The following is a 16539-nucleotide window of genomic DNA, read 5'->3' on the forward strand; positions in this document are numbered from 1 at the left end:
CTGTGGACATCTACGTGGATAACGCGTTGAGTTTTCAAAAAAAGCGAAACGAAACAACGGTGTGAACTGGCATGCCCGCCGCGCAGGCAGACGCGCGGCGAGCCGATTCACCTGCTATTGGCCAGGTATTGTACTGATTTGGTGCTGCGCGGCAATTTGGTTCGGAGCCGGGTACGGTGGCTTGATACCGACGCACCGGCCCGGCAACGCTCACACCGGATGAAAAAAAGCGGCCTGTTCGAAAGGCCGCCTCGCTCGTTTCTGCTCAGTTCTGCCTGAACCTGCCTGACTCCGCTACTTGCGCTTGCTCTCCAGCGCCTCCCACCGTTCGAGCGCGACGAGCAGTTCCTCGTCGATCTGCGCATAGCGCTCGGTGAGCCGCGCGCCCTCCTGGGCATCCTTCACGAAGATCGAACCCTCCTCGATCTGCGCGCCGATGGCTTTTTGCTTCGTCTCCAGCGCCTCGATCTGCGCGGGCAGCGCCTCCAGTTCGCGCTGCTCCTTGAACGAGAGCTTCACGGAGCGCTGCGCATTGCGCCCCGCCGCGCTGTCCTTCGGCGCGGCCGCAACCGGCGCGGCGTCGCGCGGCGCGCGCGCCTCGGCGATTTCCTGCGAGCGCGCGCTCTGCGTCTGCCAGTCGGTGAAGCCGCCCACGTACTCGCGCCACAGCCCGTTGCCCTCGGACGCGATCACCGACGTCACCACGTTGTCGAGAAACGCGCGATCGTGGCTCACGAGCAGCACGGTGCCGTCGTAGTCGGCGAGCAGTTCTTCCAGCAGTTCGAGCGTCGGAATGTCGAGGTCGTTGGTCGGCTCGTCGAGCACCAGCACGTTGGCGGGCCGCGCGAAGAGGCGCGCGAGCAACAGACGGTTGCGCTCGCCGCCCGAGAGCGACTTCACCGGCGAACGTGCGCGCTCCGGCGCGAACAGGAAGTCGCCGAGATAGCTCATCACATGCTTTTTCGCGCCATTGATCTCGACCCAGTCGCTGCCGGGGCTGATCGTGTCGGCGAGGCTCTTTTCGAGGTCGAGCTGCGCGCGCATCTGGTCGAAGTACGCGATCTGCTGGTTCGTGCCGACGCGCACCGTGCCCTCGTCGGGCGCAAGCTCGCCGAGGATGAGCTTGAGCAGCGTGGTCTTGCCCGCGCCATTCGGGCCGACGAAGCCGATCTTGTCGCCGCGCATCACGATCGACGAGAAGCGGTCGACGATGGTTCGGTCTGCGTAGCGTTTCACGACGTCGGTGAGTTCCGCGACGATCTTGCCGGACTTCTCGCCCTGCGCCACGTCGAGCTTCACGTTGCCGAGCACGTTGCGGCGTTCGGCGCGCTCGTTGCGCATCTGCACGAGACGCGCGATGCGCCCGACGCTGCGCGTGCGCCGCGCCTCGACGCCCTTGCGGATCCACACCTCTTCCTGCGCGAGCAGCTTGTCGAACTTGTCGTTTTCGACGCGCTCCACTTCGAGCTGCTGCGCCTTGCGCTCCTGGTACTGCGTGAAGTTGCCCGGATACGACAGCAGATGCCCGCGATCGAGTTCGACGATGCGCGTCGCCACGCGGTCGAGGAACGCGCGGTCGTGGGTGATGAAGAGCAGGCTCGCGCGCTGCGAGACGAGCAGATCTTCGAGCCAGCGGATGCCGTCGAAGTCGAGGTGGTTGGTCGGCTCGTCGAGCAGCAACACATCGGGCTGCACGACGAGCGCGCGCGCGAGCGCCACGCGCTTTTGCATGCCGCCCGAGAGCGCGCCCACGCGTGCGTCGCCGTCGAGGCCGATCTGCGCGAGCGTCGTCGACACGCGCGTGCGCCAGTTCCAGGCATCGGCCGCATCGAGCGACGACTGCAGCGCGTTCATGCGCGCGAGCAGCGCATCGTGCTCGATGCCTTCGGGCGTGTCGGCGAGACGGTGCGCGACGGCATCGTACTCGTCGAGCAGCGCGCGCACGCCTTCGAGCCCCGAGGCGACCGCATCGAACACCGAGGCGTTGGCATCGAACTCGGGTTCCTGCGGCACATAGACGGTCGAAAGATGCTGCTGACGCGTGATGAGGCCGTCGTCGGGCTTGGCGAGTTCGGCGACGATCTTGAGCAGCGACGACTTGCCCGCGCCGTTGCGGCCGATCAGCCCGACGCGCTCGCCGGGTTCGAGCGAGAAGTCCGCGTGATCGAGGAGCGCGACGTGACCGAACGCGAGTTGCGCGCCGGTAATGGTGTAAAGCGACATGACTGGGGAACGATGCCTGCGTTGGACCTGAAGCGCGCATTGTACCGGGGCGGCGGGGCGCGGCCCCCACGCCCCCCACTCCGGTCTCCCCGGCGCTTTGCCGCACGCCGGAGCGGCCGCGTTACTTCACGTGGACCGTGACCGTCTGGCTCCACTGGGGCCCGTACGAGCGGTGCGCGCCGTCGGCGAACTGCGCGGTGAGCGTGTGATCGCCGGGCGGCAGCATGACGTCGGCTTCTGTCTGTCCCTTGCCGTAGTGGACCGACTTGTCGTTGACCGGCACGACCTGGCCTTGCGGCAGCGGCCCGCTGTCGATCAGCAGGTGATGGTGGCCGGTGCTGGGCGTGGTCGTGCCCGCGGGCGCGACCGTCATGCCGTCGACGTCGAATTTCACGTGCACCGGATTGCTCACCGTCGCACCGTCCTTCGGCGTCACGAAATAGACGCCTTCGGCGCGCGCAACGCCGCTCGCCGCAAGAAAGGCCGCGAGCGCCGCGCCCGCCAGCAGAATGTTCCTGACCATCGTCGTTCTCCTCGAAAGTAGGTGGACCGACAGGCGCCGCACGATGCATCCATGCCCGCGAGACGCCTGCGGATCAGGATACACCGCGTCGGCAAGCGCTCGCGCTGCAGACGGCCGCCGCCGCGCAACACGACTTTCGTCCGCAGGCGATGGGATTTTCCGGTCATTTTCCGGTACTATCGCGGGTCGCCTGCCGCCCCTGAAGGACACCCGAAACGGTCCGCAAAAGGGGGCGCATGAAAGGCATCACATCGAACGGATGGAAGGTCTGCTGTGAGCGAAGTCATCGACGAAGTTATCGAATACAAAAGCTGGGTCTGCCTGATCTGCGGCTGGATCTATAACGAGAAAGAAGGGCTGCCCAACGAGGGCATCCCGGCAGGCACGCGTTTCGCCGATATCCCCGCAGACTGGCGCTGCCCGCTGTGCGACGTGGGCAAATCGGAATTCGCTGTCGTCGAGTTCTGATTGCGCTGACGCCCGCTGAGGCGCCCACTGAGGTGCCCACTGACGCACCCGCTGACGTGTCATTCTCGGGCCGGGGCGCGTTTGCTATACTCCACGTCCTGCATCGCGATTCGCCGTCGGCGCGAACGCGCGCGTGCTCCGCGCCATGACGGGTAACTTGGGAAACATGGCGAACCGGCGGAGCCTGCAGTCATGCGTCCCGCACGCCTCCCTGTAGTTCAATGGATAGAACAAGTGCCTCCTAAGCGCTAGATGCAGGTTCGATTCCTGCCAGGGGGACCAGCCGCCCGCCACGCGCCGCCTCCCCCCATCCGGACGGCTGGACGCCACTATCCCAAGCAGAGATCCTTCATGGACATCAACAAGCAACTCGCCGCCCTCACCGCCTCCGAACTGCAGACGGCCGGCGCGAGCCAGGCCAGCGCGATTGCGCTCAGCGTCGTGCTGCGTCATCTGAATTCGCCGGAACTCGCACGGCTCCTCACGTCGGCGTTCGAAAACCATCAGGCCGTCATGCTCCAGACGCCGTGGCCCGAGCAGATGCTGCAGTCGTTCGAAGCCACCCGCCGCTTCCTCGAAGCCGCCGCGCAGCCGCAAGCCGATACGCCGCCGAGCGACGAATAAAACGCACAAGCGGCACAAGCTGCATAAGCCGCACAGGCCGCATAAACCTGCACCCGCCGCGCAAGCCGCAAAAGCCGATTCGCACGGCTGCCGCACCGCCGACCCATCCGCCGCATCGGCCATCGCGCACGTCGCCGCTTTGCTTCACGTGTTGATCCGCGCGTTGATCCGCGCTTTGCTCCACGCATTGATCCGGGTAAACAGGGAGGCGCGCGGCCCTCAAGCTGCGGCGGCCGCTGCCGTTATAGCGATATGGACTCGAATCGTCCCACCGTCGCTGGCCATCTCATGTCGAACCTGATCGACCAGGACATCGCGCACATCCGCCGTGTCGTGCCGCTCGCGCTGAACGGCGATCTGGCCGGCCCGATCTTTCCCGCACGCTACTGGCGCCAACGCCTGTTCCGCTTGCTCGACACCGGCCTCGTCAGCAAAGGCCAGCTCAGCGAAATCGACAGCCTCCTTGCCCTGCTCGACCAATACGAGCGCGGCGCAACGCAAGCGGCCGAGTCGGCGGCCTCGCCCTCACCTTCACAGCAGGAAGCCGCAGCCAGATCCGGGCACGCCTGATCGATCGTCGATCCGTCCTCCGGCCGCGACGCGGCAGGCCGAGCCATCCCACGGCGCGACTTGCGCGCCGCTCACGGAATCCCTGGTGCCGCGGGTCGTCTGTCGGTCATAATGTCCGCCAAAATACCCAGAGAGGATTCCGTGTCCACGGCTCATTCGCGAGACCTGCTGCGGCAGGCACGTCAACGCTTCACCCAGCAACAGATCGCCGCGCATGTCGGCAAGGACGTCAAGACCGTGCGCCGCTGGGAAAAGGGTGAAACGCCCTGCCCCGCCATGCTCGACGCCACATTGCGCGAACTGTTGTCCGGCAGCGAGCGCGCCGTCGGAACGCCTGCGCGGTTCCGGTTCGTCGACCTGTTCGCGGGCATCGGCGGCATTCGCCTCGGCTTCGAGGCGCATGGCGGCGAGTGCGTGTTCACGAGCGAGTGGAATCCGTTCTCGAACAAGACCTACCTGGAAAACCACGGCGATCGACACGCGATCACCGGCGATATCACTGTCGTCCCCGCCGCCGACATCCCCGATCACGACGTCCTGCTCGCCGGGTTCCCGTGCCAGCCGTTCTCGATTGCGGGCGTGTCCAAGAAGAACGCGCTGGGCCGTCCGCACGGTTTCGAGTGCACGACCCAAGGCACGCTCTTCTTCGACGTCGCGCGCATCATCGCCGAGAAGCGCCCCGCCGCCTTCCTGCTCGAAAACGTGAAGAACCTGCTCTCGCACGACCGCGGCCGCACCTTCGACGTGATCCTCCAGGTGCTGCGCGACGAACTGGGCTACGACGTCCACTATCGCGTGATCGACGGGCGCCATTTCACGCCGCAGCATCGCGAGCGCATCATCATCGCCGGGTTTCGCGAGCCCGCGGCATTCACGTGGGACGCGCTCGCCCTGCCTGACGAAGGCCCGCGCCTCGCGTCGATCCTCCATCGCACCGACGGCACGGAGCCGCTGCTCCCCGCTGACGGCGATCGTTTCTTCGATCACCGCGCGCGCCGCGTGCAGCCGAAGTACACGCTCACACCCGGTCTCTGGCAGTACCTTCAGCAGTACGCCGCGAAGCATCGCGCAGCCGGCAACGGTTTCGGTTACGGCCTCGCGTTTCCCCACAGCGTCACGCGCACGCTTTCGGCGCGCTATCACAAGGACGGCAGCGAGATCCTCGTCCACCAGGGCGAAGGCGTGCGCCCGCGCCGCCTCACGCCGCGCGAGTGCGCGCGGCTGATGGGCTTTCCCGACACGTTCCGCATTCCCGTCAGCGATACCCAGGCGTACCGGCAGTTCGGCAACAGCGTGGTGATGCCCGTGATGCGCGAAGTCGCGCGCACGATGATGCCGCACCTCGATGCGGCACTCGGACGGGCGGGTGCGACGGGCGACGAAAAAACCAGCGCGCGTGCCGAGGCAAAACCGGCTGCGGCGCGCAAGACACGGCCCGGGACAGCGCGCAAGCTTGCGGAAGAAGCGGCGGACAAAGCGGTGGACAAAGCAGCGAACGAAGCAGCGGACAAAGCAGCGCGCGCAACGCGGCGCAAGCGGCCAGCCGCCGAAGCCGCTTAAACCACCCGCGCCACCTGAGCCACCTGGGTTACGACTAGCCAACGGACGGCGCACAGACCTCGGACCATGACAGACGTCGTCGATTCCGCCACCCGCAGCCGGATGATGTCCGGCATCCGCGGCCGCGACACGAAACCGGAGCGCACGATCCGCAGCCTGCTGCACCGGCGCGGCTTTCGCTTCCGGCTCGACGTGCGCGAGCTGCCGGGCCGTCCGGACATCGTGCTGCCGCGCTATCGCGCCGTGGTGTTCGTGCACGGCTGCTTCTGGCATGGCCACCCCTGCGCACTCTTCAAATGGCCGCAGACACGCCCCGAGTTCTGGCGCGAGAAGATCGCGCGCAACCGCGCCAACGACGCGCGCGCGCTCGCCGCGCTCGCCGCACAGGGCTGGCGCGTCGCGGTGATCTGGGAGTGCGCGCTGCGCGGCGCCGGTCACGATCCGCAAGCCGTCGTCGAGCGGCTCGGCGCATGGCTGAAGGACGGGGCATCAGCCTGGTTCGAAGCGCACGGATAAGCGTGCTGAAAAACGTACGGATGCGCGTGCGGACGAGCGCGCCGGGCTGCCAGACATCGCTGTCAGGCCCAGCCATGGCGCGCGCGTGGCGGTGATAAACTCACTCGACCGATTCGGCCGCGCCCGCAGACGCATCGACGGCTGCAACTCACAAGAAGGAGGTAAGGAGGATGGCTGATTTCCGACTCTGGTCCGACGATTTTCCGAGCAACGGCTTCATGCCGAAGGCGCAGGAATTCGACGATCGGGCCTTCGGCGTCGACGGCGACAACGTCTCGCCCGCCCTGCAATGGGAAGCGCCGCCCGAGGATACGCAAAGCCTCGCGCTGACCGTCTACGATCCGGACGCGCCCACCGGCAGCGGTTTCTGGCATTGGATCGTCGTCAACATTCCGCCCGACGTGCGCTCGCTCGCACGCAACGCGGGCAAGGCCGACGGCAGTCTGCTGCCGCAAGGCGCGGTGCAGGTGCGCAACGACTACGGCACGGTCGGCTTCGGCGGTGCGGCGCCGCCGCGCGGCGACCAGCCCCATCGCTACATCTTCCGCGTGCATGCGCTGAAGATCGCGCAACTGCCGGTTACGCCGGAAACGACCAACGCGGTCGCGCGTTTCATGACGCACCTGAACGAACTGGACTCGGCCACCTACGTCGGGCTCTACGAACTGAAATAACGCTGTGCCGCCGGGCGGCGAGCGCGCAGGCCATGCGCCGGACGCCGCCCGCGTTTGGCGCCTCGCGCCCGCTCGCATGCCAACCGCTCGCTCGCGTGTATCGCGTACGAACCGCCCGCGAAGCGACGCGCGGCGCACGCCCAATCATCGATGCCCACCCATCCTTCGCTATCCGGACCATCCGCCGCCGCCCTCGTTGAAGCCGAGCCCGGGCTGCCGCTGCCGCAGCGCTATCACGCGATCATCGTCGTTGCGCTCGGCATCACGCTCGCCGTGCTCGACGGCGCAATCGCCAACGTCGCCTTGCCGACCATCGCGCGTCACCTGCACGCCAGCGCCGCCAGCTCGATCTGGATCGTCAACGCGTACCAGCTCTCGATCACCATCTCGCTTTTGCCGCTCGCGTCGCTCGGCGACCGGATCGGCTACCGGCGCGTGTACCTGGCGGGGCTCGCGCTCTTCACCGTCGCGTCGCTCGGTTGCGCGCTCGCCACGTCGCTGCCCGAACTCGCGTTCGCGCGCATGGTGCAGGGCTTCGGCGGCGCCGGCATCATGAGCGTCAACACCGCACTCGTGCGCATGATCTATCCGCGCAGCAAGCTCGGCCGCGGCGTCGCGATCAACGCGATGGTCGTCGCCATCGCCTCCGCAGTCGGCCCGACCATCGCCTCCGCCGTGCTCTCCGTCGCCTCGTGGCCGTGGCTCTTCGCGATCAACGTGCCGATCGGCGTCGCCGCATTTGCACTCGGGCTGCGCACGCTGCCCCTCAACGATCCGCATCGGGCGCACTACGATTACTGGAGCGCCGTCCTCAACGCACTTGTGTTCGGCCTGCTGATCTTCGCCGTCGACGGCCTCGGCCACGGCGAGCGCCGCATCTGGATCGCCGTCGAGCTCCTGGCCGCCATCGCGATCGGCTGGTACTTCGTGCGCCGCCAGTTGAGCCAGCCTGCGCCGCTCTTGCCCGTCGATCTGCTGCGCATTCCCGCTTTCTCGCTTTCGGTCGGAACGTCGATGTGTTCGTTCTGCGCGCAAATGCTTGCCTTCGTCGCGTTGCCGTTCCTGCTGCAGGACACGTTCGGTCTCTCGCAGGTACAGACCGGCTTTCTCATGACGCCGTGGCCGCTCGTCATCGTCGCGGCTGCGCCGCTCGCGGGCTGGCTGTCCGACCGCTATCCGGCGGGCATCCTCGGCGGCATCGGGCTCGCGCTGTTCGCCCTCGGCCTGTTGCTGCTCGCAACGCTCGGCGGGCATCCGTCCGCATTCGACATCAGCTGGCGCATGGCGCTGTGCGGCGCGGGATTCGGCACGTTCCAGTCGCCGAACAACCGGCAGATGCTCTCGTCCGCGCCGCGCGAACGCTCGGGCGGCGCGAGCGGCATGCTCGGCACGGCGCGCCTCACCGGACAGACACTCGGCGCCGCGCTCGTCGCACTGATCTTCGGCATTGCGCCGCAACACGGGCCGACGCTCGCCCTCTATGCCGCAACCGCGTTTTCCGCCGTTGCCGCCGTCATCAGCATGCTGCGGCTCATACCGGGCAGCGCGGCGACCGCGAAGACGTAACGACAACCCAACGACAACTCAACGGCAACCCGACGGCAACATTACGCCGCCGTAGCGCCCCCGTTTTACGCCCGCTCGTCCTTCGCACTCGTGCGCGTCGCCGCTGTCCAAACGCATAACGGCGCGCCGATTCATGTCGATTCATGTCGATTCGTGCCGCCGCGATCTTCCCTTCACGGTGTTCAATCAAACCCAAGGGGATTTCCATGTCATTGATCGTCGCTGGACGGTTCACGACCTTCCCCGCCGCCGAGGCCGTCGCCGAGAAACTCTTCGCACGCGGCTTCGTCGAGGAAGACGTGAACTTCTTCTTCGTCAACCCGCGCGGGCAGCACGCCCGTCACGCGATCCACACCGCCACGCCGCAAGGCCCCGTCCTCCTGTCGCCGCATTTCACGCGCAACTTCACCGCTGGCGCGGTGGCGGGCGCCGTGGTCGGCGTCGTGCTTTTTGCAGGGCTGTCGGGCTCGCTGCCGGTCATGGTGCTTGCGGCGGGCGTCGGCGCGTGGATCGGCGCCTGGATCGGCATCAGCGCGAGCCGGCAGCACGCCGCCGAGCATCATGAGCGCGTGCTGCACGAAATGCGCAGTTCGGGCGTGCTGCTCGCGGTGCACGTGAGCCCCGAGAACCAGGCCGCCGCCGCCGATGTGCTGCGCGAAGCCGGTGCGGCCGACGTCGAGCGGGCCTCGGGCCGCTGGCAAGGCGGCCATTGGGCCGACTTCGATCCGACCCGCACGCCCGAGCCGTACGGCAAGGCGGCTTAAACGCGCCTGACACGCGCGAGCGCTGCAACGCAACGCGGCGGCCCGCAGGCCGCCGCGTGAGTGGATATGTGCGCGTGCGCGCGTTTGTGCGCGTTTGTGCGCGCGCCGCTGCGCCACGCCGAGACGCACTACTACGCCGCAGCGGCTCAGAGCAGCCGAGCGGTCACCCGGCCTTCGCCGGTGCAACGCTGCGCGCCCTGGCCGTGACCGATGCGGCCGTCGCGACGCTGCGCAGATCGGTGAGGAACGTATCGCGCCACACCGAGAGATTGTTCTCGCGTAGCGAAGCCATCATGTCCGTGTAGCGCGCGTGACGCTCGCTGCGCGGCATCGAGAGCGCGCGCTCGAGCGCTTCCGCCGTCTGGTTCAGATCGTAAGGATTGACGACGAGCGCGCCCGGCATGTGCTCCGCCGCACCCGCGAACTGCGAGAGCACGAGCACGCCCGGATCCTCGGGATTCTGCGACGCCACATATTCCTTCGCGACGAGATTCATCCCGTCGCGCAACGGCGCGACATAGCCGACGTGCGCCTGCCGGAAGAGCCCCATCAGCAGATTGCGCTCGTACTTGCGGTTGAGGTACTGGATCGGCGTCCAGTCGAGTTGCGCGAAGCGGCCGTTGATGCGGCCCGCCTCGCCTTCGAGGTTGCGCCGGATGGCCTGATAGGTCTGCACGTCCGAACGCGTCGGCGGCGCGATCTGCAAAAGCGACACGCGGCCATGCCAGCCCGGCCCGTTCTGCAACAGGCGCTCGAAGGCCTGGAAGCGCTCGGCGAGGCCCTTCGAATAATCGAGCCGGTCGACGCTCATGATGAGCTTGCGCCCGCGCATGGCGTCGCGCAGGCTGCGCACGGACTTGCGGTCGGAGAACTGCGCGGCGGAGGTTGCAATTGCGTCGGGATAGATGCCGATCGGGTAGGCGCCCACCTTCAGGAAACGCCCCCACGCGTGGACCATGCCGTCGTCGCTCGCGCTGCCGTGGCCGCCGCGCTCGACGTAGTCGAGGAACGCCTGGCGATCCGAATCGGTCTGGAAGCCGACCACGTCGTAGTGGCACATGAACTTCATCAGTTCCTCGTGCGGCGGCACCGAGCGCAGCACCTCGGGCACCGGCAGCGGAATGTGCAGGAAAAAGCCGATCGGATTCTTCACGCCGAGATCGCGCAGGCAGCGCGCGAACGGGATCAGGTGATAGTCGTGGACCCAGACGATGTCGTCGGGTTCGATCATCGGCTGAAGCTGGCGCGCAAGCGCCACGTTCACACGCAGATAGCCCGCGTAGTCCTGGCGCTCGTACCGCGCGAGGTCGTTGCGGTAATGGAAAGTCGGCCAGAGCGTGGTGTTCGAAAAGCCCTTGTAGTACTGGTCGTAGTCACGGCGCGTGAGGCCGACCGTCGCGTAGGTCACGTTGCCTTGCTGCTCAATGGCCGGATGCGACGGCGCGGTGACGGTCTCGCCGCTCCAGCCGAACCACACACCGCCCGTTTCCTTGAGCGCGTCCAGCACGCCGACAGCGAGCCCGCCAGCGGCGGGCCGCCCTTCCTGCGTCGGCGCAACGCGATTCGATACCACGATCAGTCTGCCCATTGCGGCTAACCTCCTGTTTCGTTGATTCCAAGACGATATCGACCTGAAGATCGCAAGACGCGTGCCACGTGTCCGACAGCCTGGGTGGAAGCACGCTTTCGGCAGCGACGGGACAAGCGCATCCCGCACAGCGGGTGCGCCCTGCGGAATGGCTAAAACAGCGGGAAACGGCTGGAAATGACTGGATGACGCGCTGTGGGGGCCGGATGAAACTCACGCGTCCTGTTCCGACCCGAGATCGCGCTGGTAATCGAGCCCTTCAGCCCGCGCACCGCCCTGGTTGTGCTCGCCATCGGGCGGCACGCCCGGCGCCGTGCGGTTTTGCCCGGCCGGATCGGGTGCGCCCATGGTGGGCGGATAGTTGCCCGGCTGATCTCCATCACGCGGACCGCGCTTGCCCGAATGACGTGCTGAACGACGCAATGCGGGATGTCTCATGTCCATGCCTCCAGCGCCAGGCCGCTACCTGGCGGCAGCGCGTGATCATAGTCTAGGGTTCGTCGCGTGAAATTTCCGGTAAAAATGGCGAAAGCTTTGTAACTCGTACATAAAAGCGTAAGAGCCACCCCGACGCGGGTACGCGATGTGCTTCCCGGCGCGGCCGAGCACGTCAGCCTGGCCAGCCCGGCCGTCGAGTGCGCCGTATTCACACGGCACAACTGCGCTGCGTGGGGTCGGCAGGCCGGAGCCCATGCCCATTCGATTGCGACGCCTCGAACGGCTCGGGCGGCGGATCGCCGATCGGCGGCCCATCCGGCTCGTCCGGCTCGCCCGGCGGCGGGTCGTCAGGCTGCGGGGTATGTGCGAGATACGGCTTCATACCGGTGTTTCCGGTGTGGTCTGTGTGACCTGTGAATTGGCAGTGGGGCATGGCTCACTCCTCGAAATCTCTCCCTCCGCTCACCAGCGCAAGGGACATACCATGAACCAGGCGCGAGCGGCCCGATCCACAGCCTGCGCGGGCCGCCGCAGGGTCGCATGCTCAGACGTCCGCGCCGCCCGTGACATGCGTGGACGCCGGATCGTCCGCTTCGCCCTTGCCGCGCTCGTTGCCGTATTCGACGAGCCGGTTATAGAGCGTCTTCAGGCTGATGCCGAGAATTTCCGCCGCCCGCGTCTTCACGCCGCCGCATTGTTCAAGCGTGGCGAGAATCAGTTGCCGGTCGGCGTCGGCGAGCGAGGTCCCAAATGGAATCGTCACCGCCGTCCCGGCCATCGACTTCGACAGCGAGATCTGCAACGGCACGGCGGCGGTCAGGTCGCCATCGGCGCTCGCCATGATGTGCGCGCGCTGCACGTAGTTCTTCAGCTCGCGCACGTTGCCGGGCCACGGGTACGCGGCCAGCATTTCGCGCACGGCGGCCGGGAACTGCCGCTTCGTGCCGTGGCGTTCGTTGAGTTCGTCGAGAAACGACTGGGCGAGCAACCCGACATCCTTGCCGCGCTCGCGCAGCGGCGGCAGGTTGATCGGGAAGACGTTGAGCCGGTGATAGAGATCGAGGCGCAGCTTGCCTTCGGCGACGGCCTGCTCGGGATCGCGGTTGGTCGCCGCGATGAGCCGCACATCGGTTTCGATCTCCCGGGTCGTCCCGACGCGCATGAACATGCCCGTCTCCAGCACGCGCAGGAGCTTCACCTGAAGCTCGACCGGCATTTCGGTGATTTCGTCGAGAAACAGCGTGCCGCCGTTCGCGCGTTCGAAATAGCCCTTGTGCTGCCGGTCCGCGCCGGTAAACGAGCCGCGCTCGTGGCCGAACATCTCCGATTCGATCAGGTTCGGCGAAATCGCGCCGCAGTTGACCGCGAGGAATTCCTGCTTGCGCCGCAGACTCAGCTGATGAATGGTCTGCGCGGCGAGTTCCTTGCCGGTGCCCGACTCGCCGACGAGCATCACCGACGCAGGCGTCGGCGCCACCCGGCCGATCTGGTCGTAAACCTCCTGCATCGCCGTGGAACTGCCGAGCATCAGACCGAAACGGCCCATGCGGCGCAGCTCGCCGCGCAACGTCCCGATTTCGGCCTTGAGGTCGCCCGCGCGCGGCAGCCGGTTCAGGATCGCCTTCACGCGCTGCAGGTTGATCGGCTTGACGAGGTAGTCGATCGCGCCGGCCTTGAGTGCGTCGACAGCCGTCTCGACGCTCGCGTGGCCGGTGATGACCACGAGTTCCACGCCCGAGCGCGGATCGAGATCCTGGAACAGCTCGGTCCCGCTGCCGTCGGGCAGCTTGAGATCGGCAAAGACCACGTCCGGCGTCTGCCGCACGAGCTGGATGCGCGCCTCGCGCAGGTCGCCGGCCTGTGCGGTGGTGAGTCCGTCGTCGCCCACCACGGCGGCCAGTGCCTCGCGGGTCCCCGCATCGTCATCGACAATCAATACATGTGGCATCGCGTCTCGTCAGCCCTCGAAAGTGAATGGCCCCGCACAACCGCACGTCGCGGCGTGCAATAGAAACCATAGGAACCGGCGCCGCACAGACGCGGCGCACGCAGTCGTAGCGTGGTGGAGTACGAAACGGTCAGGCACCGCGCCGAAGGCGGCGCAGGCGTGCTTTAGCTGCAATGATGCAACAATCCCGCAGTTATTGACCGATCATGACCAAGATTGTTGTTGATATGACCATTATAGGCCGATTCGAGATAGACGCGCGCCCAGCCTCGCGCGACCGGGCAGCAGGGTGCACGTCGTAGAGGATTCACGCCGGATTCGCGCCGGATTCGTGACAGGAACGCGCCGGGCTCAAGCGTTGCCGTGCGGAAACGGCCAGGGCGCACCGGCCGCGCCGTTGCTCTGACCAGACGCTGCCGCGCCCGATGCCCTGGCAGCCGACAGACCCGACACGCCCGCGCTGGAGGCAGTCGCTCCGGCGACACTGCCGCCGTCTGCGTCGAGCGCGCCGCCCTCGCCTTCCCAGCGGCTCAAGTCACGGTGATAGCTAATGCGCTGCGCCCGATGGCGCTGCGACCAGCGCCAGGCCATCATCCCGGCCGTCGCGCCGAGCGCGCCAACGGCAAGCAATGCGCTCACCAGATTCGTTCTGTTCTTCGACATGTCGCATCCTCCGGATCTTGCCGTGCATCTTGCCATGTAGCGTCCCGTCCCGGTCAACACCGGGATCGTGCGGTAAGGCACCGCCCGTATACCGTCGATCCGGGCGAGCGTCGCGAGTTCCACAGCAGGATTCGTGCCGGATGTGCGAAGATCGGCCAACATCGTACCGACATACGTGTACGCCAAGGTAACTGCGCAATGACAGCACAGCGCGAACGTCCGTCTGACAGGGCGTCGATTGCCCTGCGGCGTGTCACGGTGGTTAAATATTCAGGCGATGCAGACCATGCGGCCGTCGGCGCAGCTTCTCCCGTGCCAGTCCTGGACGGCCATGTCCGAACCGCGCCCCGGCCGCTCGCCGTACGACGGCATGACGTTATGCCGTCGTGACAATGCAGCCGCTCAACGGCGTAAGCCCCCTTTTCAGGACGGAATAGCTTATGGCGCAAATCGAGCCGGGCACGCCCGCCGCCGATCGCAACACGCGCAACAAGCGCAACGAAAGAGAGGACAACGGCGCGCGCGTCGCCGGACTGGAGTCGTTTGGGCGGCTCTACGGTTCATCCCCGGTGATGCAGGAGCTCTACGCGCAGATCGGATGCGTGGCGGCCACCGACGCCACCGCGCTGATCGTCGGCGAATCGGGCACGGGCAAGGAACTCGTGGCGCGCACCATTCACGATCTGAGCGCGCGGCGCGACGGTCCGTTCATCCCCGTCAACTGCGGCGCGATCCCCGACGATCTGATCGAGGCCGAACTGTTCGGCCACGAGAAAGGCAGCTTCACGGGCGCGGTGCAGGCGCGCGACGGGCACTTCGAGCACGCGCGCGGCGGCACGCTGTTCCTCGACGAAATCACCGAAATGTCGTTGCTCCACCAGGTGAAGCTGCTGCGCGCGCTCGAAACCGGCGACTACTTTCCGGTGGGCGGCAACGAGGCGATCCACGGCGACGTGCGCGTCATCGCCGCGACCAACCGCGATCCCGTTACCGCCGTCAAGGAAAGCTGCCTGCGCGAAGACCTGATGTACCGCCTTGCCGTGTTTCCGCTGCGCGTGCCGCCGCTGCGCGAGCGCGGGCACGACCGCGAACTGCTGGCGCAACTGTTTCTCGCCGAACTCAACGAGCAGGAACGCTCGCAGAAGGCCTTCAGCAAGCGCGCGCTGGAAGCGGTGCGCAACTGGTCGTGGCCCGGCAACGTGCGCGAGTTGAAGAACGCCGTCTATCGGGCGTTCATCCTCGCGGAAAAAGCCGTGGAGATCACCCATCCCCAACTGGTGCCGCGTGTGAAGAAGCCGGTCACGCAGGGCGATGCGATGAGCGTCTGGATCGGCACGCCGCTCGCCGACGCGCAAAAGCAGATCATCCTCGGCACACTTAAATATTGCGGCGGCGACAAGCGCCTTGCGGCGCGCACGCTGGGCGTGAGCCTCAAGACGCTCTATAACCGTCTCGGCAGCTACGGCGCGGACGATGGCATCGACGACGAAGACGACCGCACGCGCGATAGCCGTTGAGCGCGGCGGCATCAGCGTGATGCCGCCAGCGCGCGGATGCAAATGCGCAGCGGCTGCTGCGGCGCGCGTGAATCAGTACGCTTTCGCGCCGCATCCATAAAAAAATGGCCGCCGGAGCGACCATTGAGCGACCGTTTTTCCGTATGCCGCGAAGCGCTCAGGACTCCACGTCTTCGAGGCTGAAAATTTCCGACTGGTCGTTGTACGAGAAGATCTCGCCGTAACGGCCCCAGTCGATCACCGTGTCGAGCGTCTCCTCGGCGGCGCCGTCGGACAGGAAGTCTTCCAGTTCCTGCTCGAAGCGCACGCGCGGCGCACGATGTCCAGGCCGCTCGCCGAGCACCTTCTTGATGCGCGCCGCGAGCGGCACGTTGCGCAGCAGATGCTCCGCGAACATCATCTTGCGCTCCTGCGTGCCGAACTCGGCGAACACGCGCGCGGGCGGCGTGAGCAGCACGTCGCCTTCGCGCACGTCGGCGAAACCGAGGTGCTGCAGCACTTCCGCAATCGGGAACAGATCGTCGACTTCCAGATGCAGCGAGCGCGCGATTTCCGGCATGTCGGCGCGGCCATGATACGGCGCGGTCGCGAGCGTTTCGATCAGACCGGCCATCAGGTTGGTCGACACGCGCGGCAGCCAGCTGCCGAGTTCCAGCCCCTTCTTCGTCGTCTCGCCGGTCTGGCGGGCGGTCATCTTCGCGTAGATATCGTCGACGAGCTTGCGGAATTCCGGGTCCAGACGATTGCGCGGATGCTTGAACGGCACCTTGATTTCGGCGACGACACGGCCCGGATTCGACGACAGCACGAGAATGCGGTCGCACATGAACACCGCTTCTTCGATGTTGTGCGTGACGATCAGCACCGACTTGATCGGCAGGCGGCCCTGGGTCCACA

At 66.5% G+C, this 16539-nt stretch carries 17 protein-coding genes and 1 tRNA gene; 10 read left to right on the forward strand and 8 right to left on the reverse strand.

Annotated features, from left to right (window positions below; all coding sequences use genetic code 11):
• Window positions 1-294: 294 nt before the first annotated feature.
• On the reverse strand, window positions 295-2223 hold the full coding sequence (locus tag EPN59_RS14850; RefSeq protein ID WP_293033839.1) for an ATP-binding cassette domain-containing protein: 1929 nt from the start codon (window positions 2221-2223) through the stop codon (window positions 295-297).
• A 121-nt stretch (window positions 2224-2344) separates the two neighbouring features.
• Window positions 2345-2746, reverse strand: coding sequence for a DUF4399 domain-containing protein (locus EPN59_RS14855; protein ID WP_293033841.1), 402 nt, complete (start codon window positions 2744-2746; stop codon window positions 2345-2347).
• A 285-nt stretch (window positions 2747-3031) separates the two neighbouring features.
• On the opposite strand from EPN59_RS14855, the gene EPN59_RS14860 reads away from it, so the two are divergent.
• The 9 genes from EPN59_RS14860 (at window position 3032) to EPN59_RS14900 (ending at window position 9488) form a co-directional block, all read left to right on the forward strand.
• The gene (locus tag EPN59_RS14860; protein ID WP_293033851.1) at window positions 3032-3214 is read left to right on the forward strand and encodes a rubredoxin; all 183 of its coding nucleotides are present in this window, start codon (window positions 3032-3034) and stop codon (window positions 3212-3214) included.
• A 207-nt stretch (window positions 3215-3421) separates the two neighbouring features.
• A tRNA-Arg gene (locus EPN59_RS14865) sits at window positions 3422-3496 on the forward strand.
• Window positions 3497-3565: 69 nt separating this feature from the next.
• Entirely contained in the window at window positions 3566-3838 is a 273-nt protein-coding gene (locus tag EPN59_RS14870) for a hypothetical protein (protein ID WP_293033843.1), read from the forward strand.
• A gap of 288 nt (window positions 3839-4126) precedes the next feature.
• On the forward strand, window positions 4127-4408 hold the full coding sequence (locus EPN59_RS14875; RefSeq protein ID WP_293046280.1) for a hypothetical protein: 282 nt from the start codon (window positions 4127-4129) through the stop codon (window positions 4406-4408).
• A 111-nt stretch (window positions 4409-4519) separates the two neighbouring features.
• A complete protein-coding gene (gene dcm, locus EPN59_RS14880; RefSeq protein WP_293046282.1) occupies window positions 4520-5968 on the forward strand; it encodes a DNA (cytosine-5-)-methyltransferase in 1449 nt (482 codons plus the stop codon).
• 66 nt (window positions 5969-6034) lie between these two features.
• Window positions 6035-6484, forward strand: coding sequence for a DNA mismatch endonuclease Vsr (gene vsr, locus EPN59_RS14885; RefSeq protein WP_293034197.1), 450 nt, complete (start codon window positions 6035-6037; stop codon window positions 6482-6484).
• Window positions 6485-6654: 170 nt separating this feature from the next.
• Window positions 6655-7158 (forward strand): YbhB/YbcL family Raf kinase inhibitor-like protein, encoded by a 504-nt coding sequence (locus tag EPN59_RS14890; RefSeq protein ID WP_293034196.1) that lies wholly within the window; start codon window positions 6655-6657, stop codon window positions 7156-7158.
• Window positions 7159-7308: 150 nt separating this feature from the next.
• Entirely contained in the window at window positions 7309-8724 is a 1416-nt protein-coding gene (locus EPN59_RS14895; RefSeq protein ID WP_293034195.1) for an MFS transporter, read from the forward strand.
• A 206-nt stretch (window positions 8725-8930) separates the two neighbouring features.
• Window positions 8931-9488 carry a hypothetical protein gene (locus tag EPN59_RS14900; protein WP_293046284.1) on the forward strand — a complete coding sequence of 186 codons (558 nt, stop codon included), beginning with the start codon at window positions 8931-8933 and terminating at the stop codon, window positions 9486-9488.
• Between the two features lie 163 nt (window positions 9489-9651).
• Here the strand turns inward: EPN59_RS14900 and otsA are convergent, their stop codons facing one another.
• The 5 genes from otsA to EPN59_RS14925 all read right to left on the reverse strand — a co-directional run bounded on the left by otsA (window position 9652) and on the right by EPN59_RS14925 (window position 14125).
• On the reverse strand, window positions 9652-11076 hold the full coding sequence (otsA, locus tag EPN59_RS14905; RefSeq protein WP_293034193.1) for an alpha,alpha-trehalose-phosphate synthase (UDP-forming): 1425 nt from the start codon (window positions 11074-11076) through the stop codon (window positions 9652-9654).
• A 213-nt stretch (window positions 11077-11289) separates the two neighbouring features.
• On the reverse strand, window positions 11290-11514 hold the full coding sequence (locus EPN59_RS14910; protein ID WP_293034192.1) for a hypothetical protein: 225 nt from the start codon (window positions 11512-11514) through the stop codon (window positions 11290-11292).
• Window positions 11515-11722: 208 nt separating this feature from the next.
• Window positions 11723-11896 (reverse strand): hypothetical protein, encoded by a 174-nt coding sequence (locus tag EPN59_RS14915; RefSeq protein ID WP_293034191.1) that lies wholly within the window; start codon window positions 11894-11896, stop codon window positions 11723-11725.
• Window positions 11897-12058: 162 nt separating this feature from the next.
• Window positions 12059-13462 (reverse strand): sigma-54 dependent transcriptional regulator, encoded by a 1404-nt coding sequence (locus EPN59_RS14920; RefSeq protein ID WP_293034190.1) that lies wholly within the window; start codon window positions 13460-13462, stop codon window positions 12059-12061.
• A gap of 351 nt (window positions 13463-13813) precedes the next feature.
• Entirely contained in the window at window positions 13814-14125 is a 312-nt protein-coding gene (locus EPN59_RS14925) for a hypothetical protein (protein WP_293034189.1), read from the reverse strand.
• A 440-nt stretch (window positions 14126-14565) separates the two neighbouring features.
• On the opposite strand from EPN59_RS14925, the gene EPN59_RS14930 reads away from it, so the two are divergent.
• The gene (locus tag EPN59_RS14930) at window positions 14566-15642 is read left to right on the forward strand and encodes a sigma-54 dependent transcriptional regulator (protein ID WP_293034188.1); all 1077 of its coding nucleotides are present in this window, start codon (window positions 14566-14568) and stop codon (window positions 15640-15642) included.
• 157 nt (window positions 15643-15799) lie between these two features.
• Here the strand turns inward: EPN59_RS14930 and EPN59_RS14935 are convergent.
• A partial coding sequence (locus EPN59_RS14935) for an AAA-associated domain-containing protein (RefSeq protein ID WP_293046287.1) occupies window positions 15800-16539 on the reverse strand: 740 nt, incomplete at its 5' end.

It is taken from the genome of Paraburkholderia sp., assembly GCF_004298475.1.
GTDB lineage: Bacteria > Pseudomonadota > Gammaproteobacteria > Burkholderiales > Burkholderiaceae > Paraburkholderia > Paraburkholderia denitrificans.

What these genes read in the sequence shown, in the direction of transcription:
- vsr (WP_293034197.1), top strand. Translation starts at nt 6,035, where the DNA reads ATGACAGACGTCGTCGATTCCGCCACCCGCAGCCGGATGATGTCCGGC.
- dcm (WP_293046282.1), top strand. Translation starts at nt 4,520, where the DNA reads ATGTCCGCCAAAATACCCAGAGAGGATTCCGTGTCCACGGCTCATTCG.
- EPN59_RS14895 (WP_293034195.1), top strand. Translation starts at nt 7,309, where the DNA reads ATGCCCACCCATCCTTCGCTATCCGGACCATCCGCCGCCGCCCTCGTT.
- EPN59_RS14900 (WP_293046284.1), top strand. Translation starts at nt 8,931, where the DNA reads ATGTCATTGATCGTCGCTGGACGGTTCACGACCTTCCCCGCCGCCGAG.
- EPN59_RS14875 (WP_293046280.1), top strand. Translation starts at nt 4,127, where the DNA reads ATGTCGAACCTGATCGACCAGGACATCGCGCACATCCGCCGTGTCGTG.
- EPN59_RS14870 (WP_293033843.1), top strand. Translation starts at nt 3,566, where the DNA reads ATGGACATCAACAAGCAACTCGCCGCCCTCACCGCCTCCGAACTGCAG.
- EPN59_RS14925 (WP_293034189.1), bottom strand. Translation starts at nt 14,125, where the DNA reads ATGTCGAAGAACAGAACGAATCTGGTGAGCGCATTGCTTGCCGTTGGC.
- EPN59_RS14850 (WP_293033839.1), bottom strand. Translation starts at nt 2,223, where the DNA reads ATGTCGCTTTACACCATTACCGGCGCGCAACTCGCGTTCGGTCACGTC.
- otsA (WP_293034193.1), bottom strand. Translation starts at nt 11,076, where the DNA reads ATGGGCAGACTGATCGTGGTATCGAATCGCGTTGCGCCGACGCAGGAA.
- EPN59_RS14890 (WP_293034196.1), top strand. Translation starts at nt 6,655, where the DNA reads ATGGCTGATTTCCGACTCTGGTCCGACGATTTTCCGAGCAACGGCTTC.
- EPN59_RS14855 (WP_293033841.1), bottom strand. Translation starts at nt 2,746, where the DNA reads ATGGTCAGGAACATTCTGCTGGCGGGCGCGGCGCTCGCGGCCTTTCTT.
- EPN59_RS14910 (WP_293034192.1), bottom strand. Translation starts at nt 11,514, where the DNA reads ATGAGACATCCCGCATTGCGTCGTTCAGCACGTCATTCGGGCAAGCGC.
- EPN59_RS14930 (WP_293034188.1), top strand. Translation starts at nt 14,566, where the DNA reads ATGGCGCAAATCGAGCCGGGCACGCCCGCCGCCGATCGCAACACGCGC.
- EPN59_RS14920 (WP_293034190.1), bottom strand. Translation starts at nt 13,462, where the DNA reads ATGCCACATGTATTGATTGTCGATGACGATGCGGGGACCCGCGAGGCA.
- EPN59_RS14915 (WP_293034191.1), bottom strand. Translation starts at nt 11,896, where the DNA reads ATGAAGCCGTATCTCGCACATACCCCGCAGCCTGACGACCCGCCGCCG.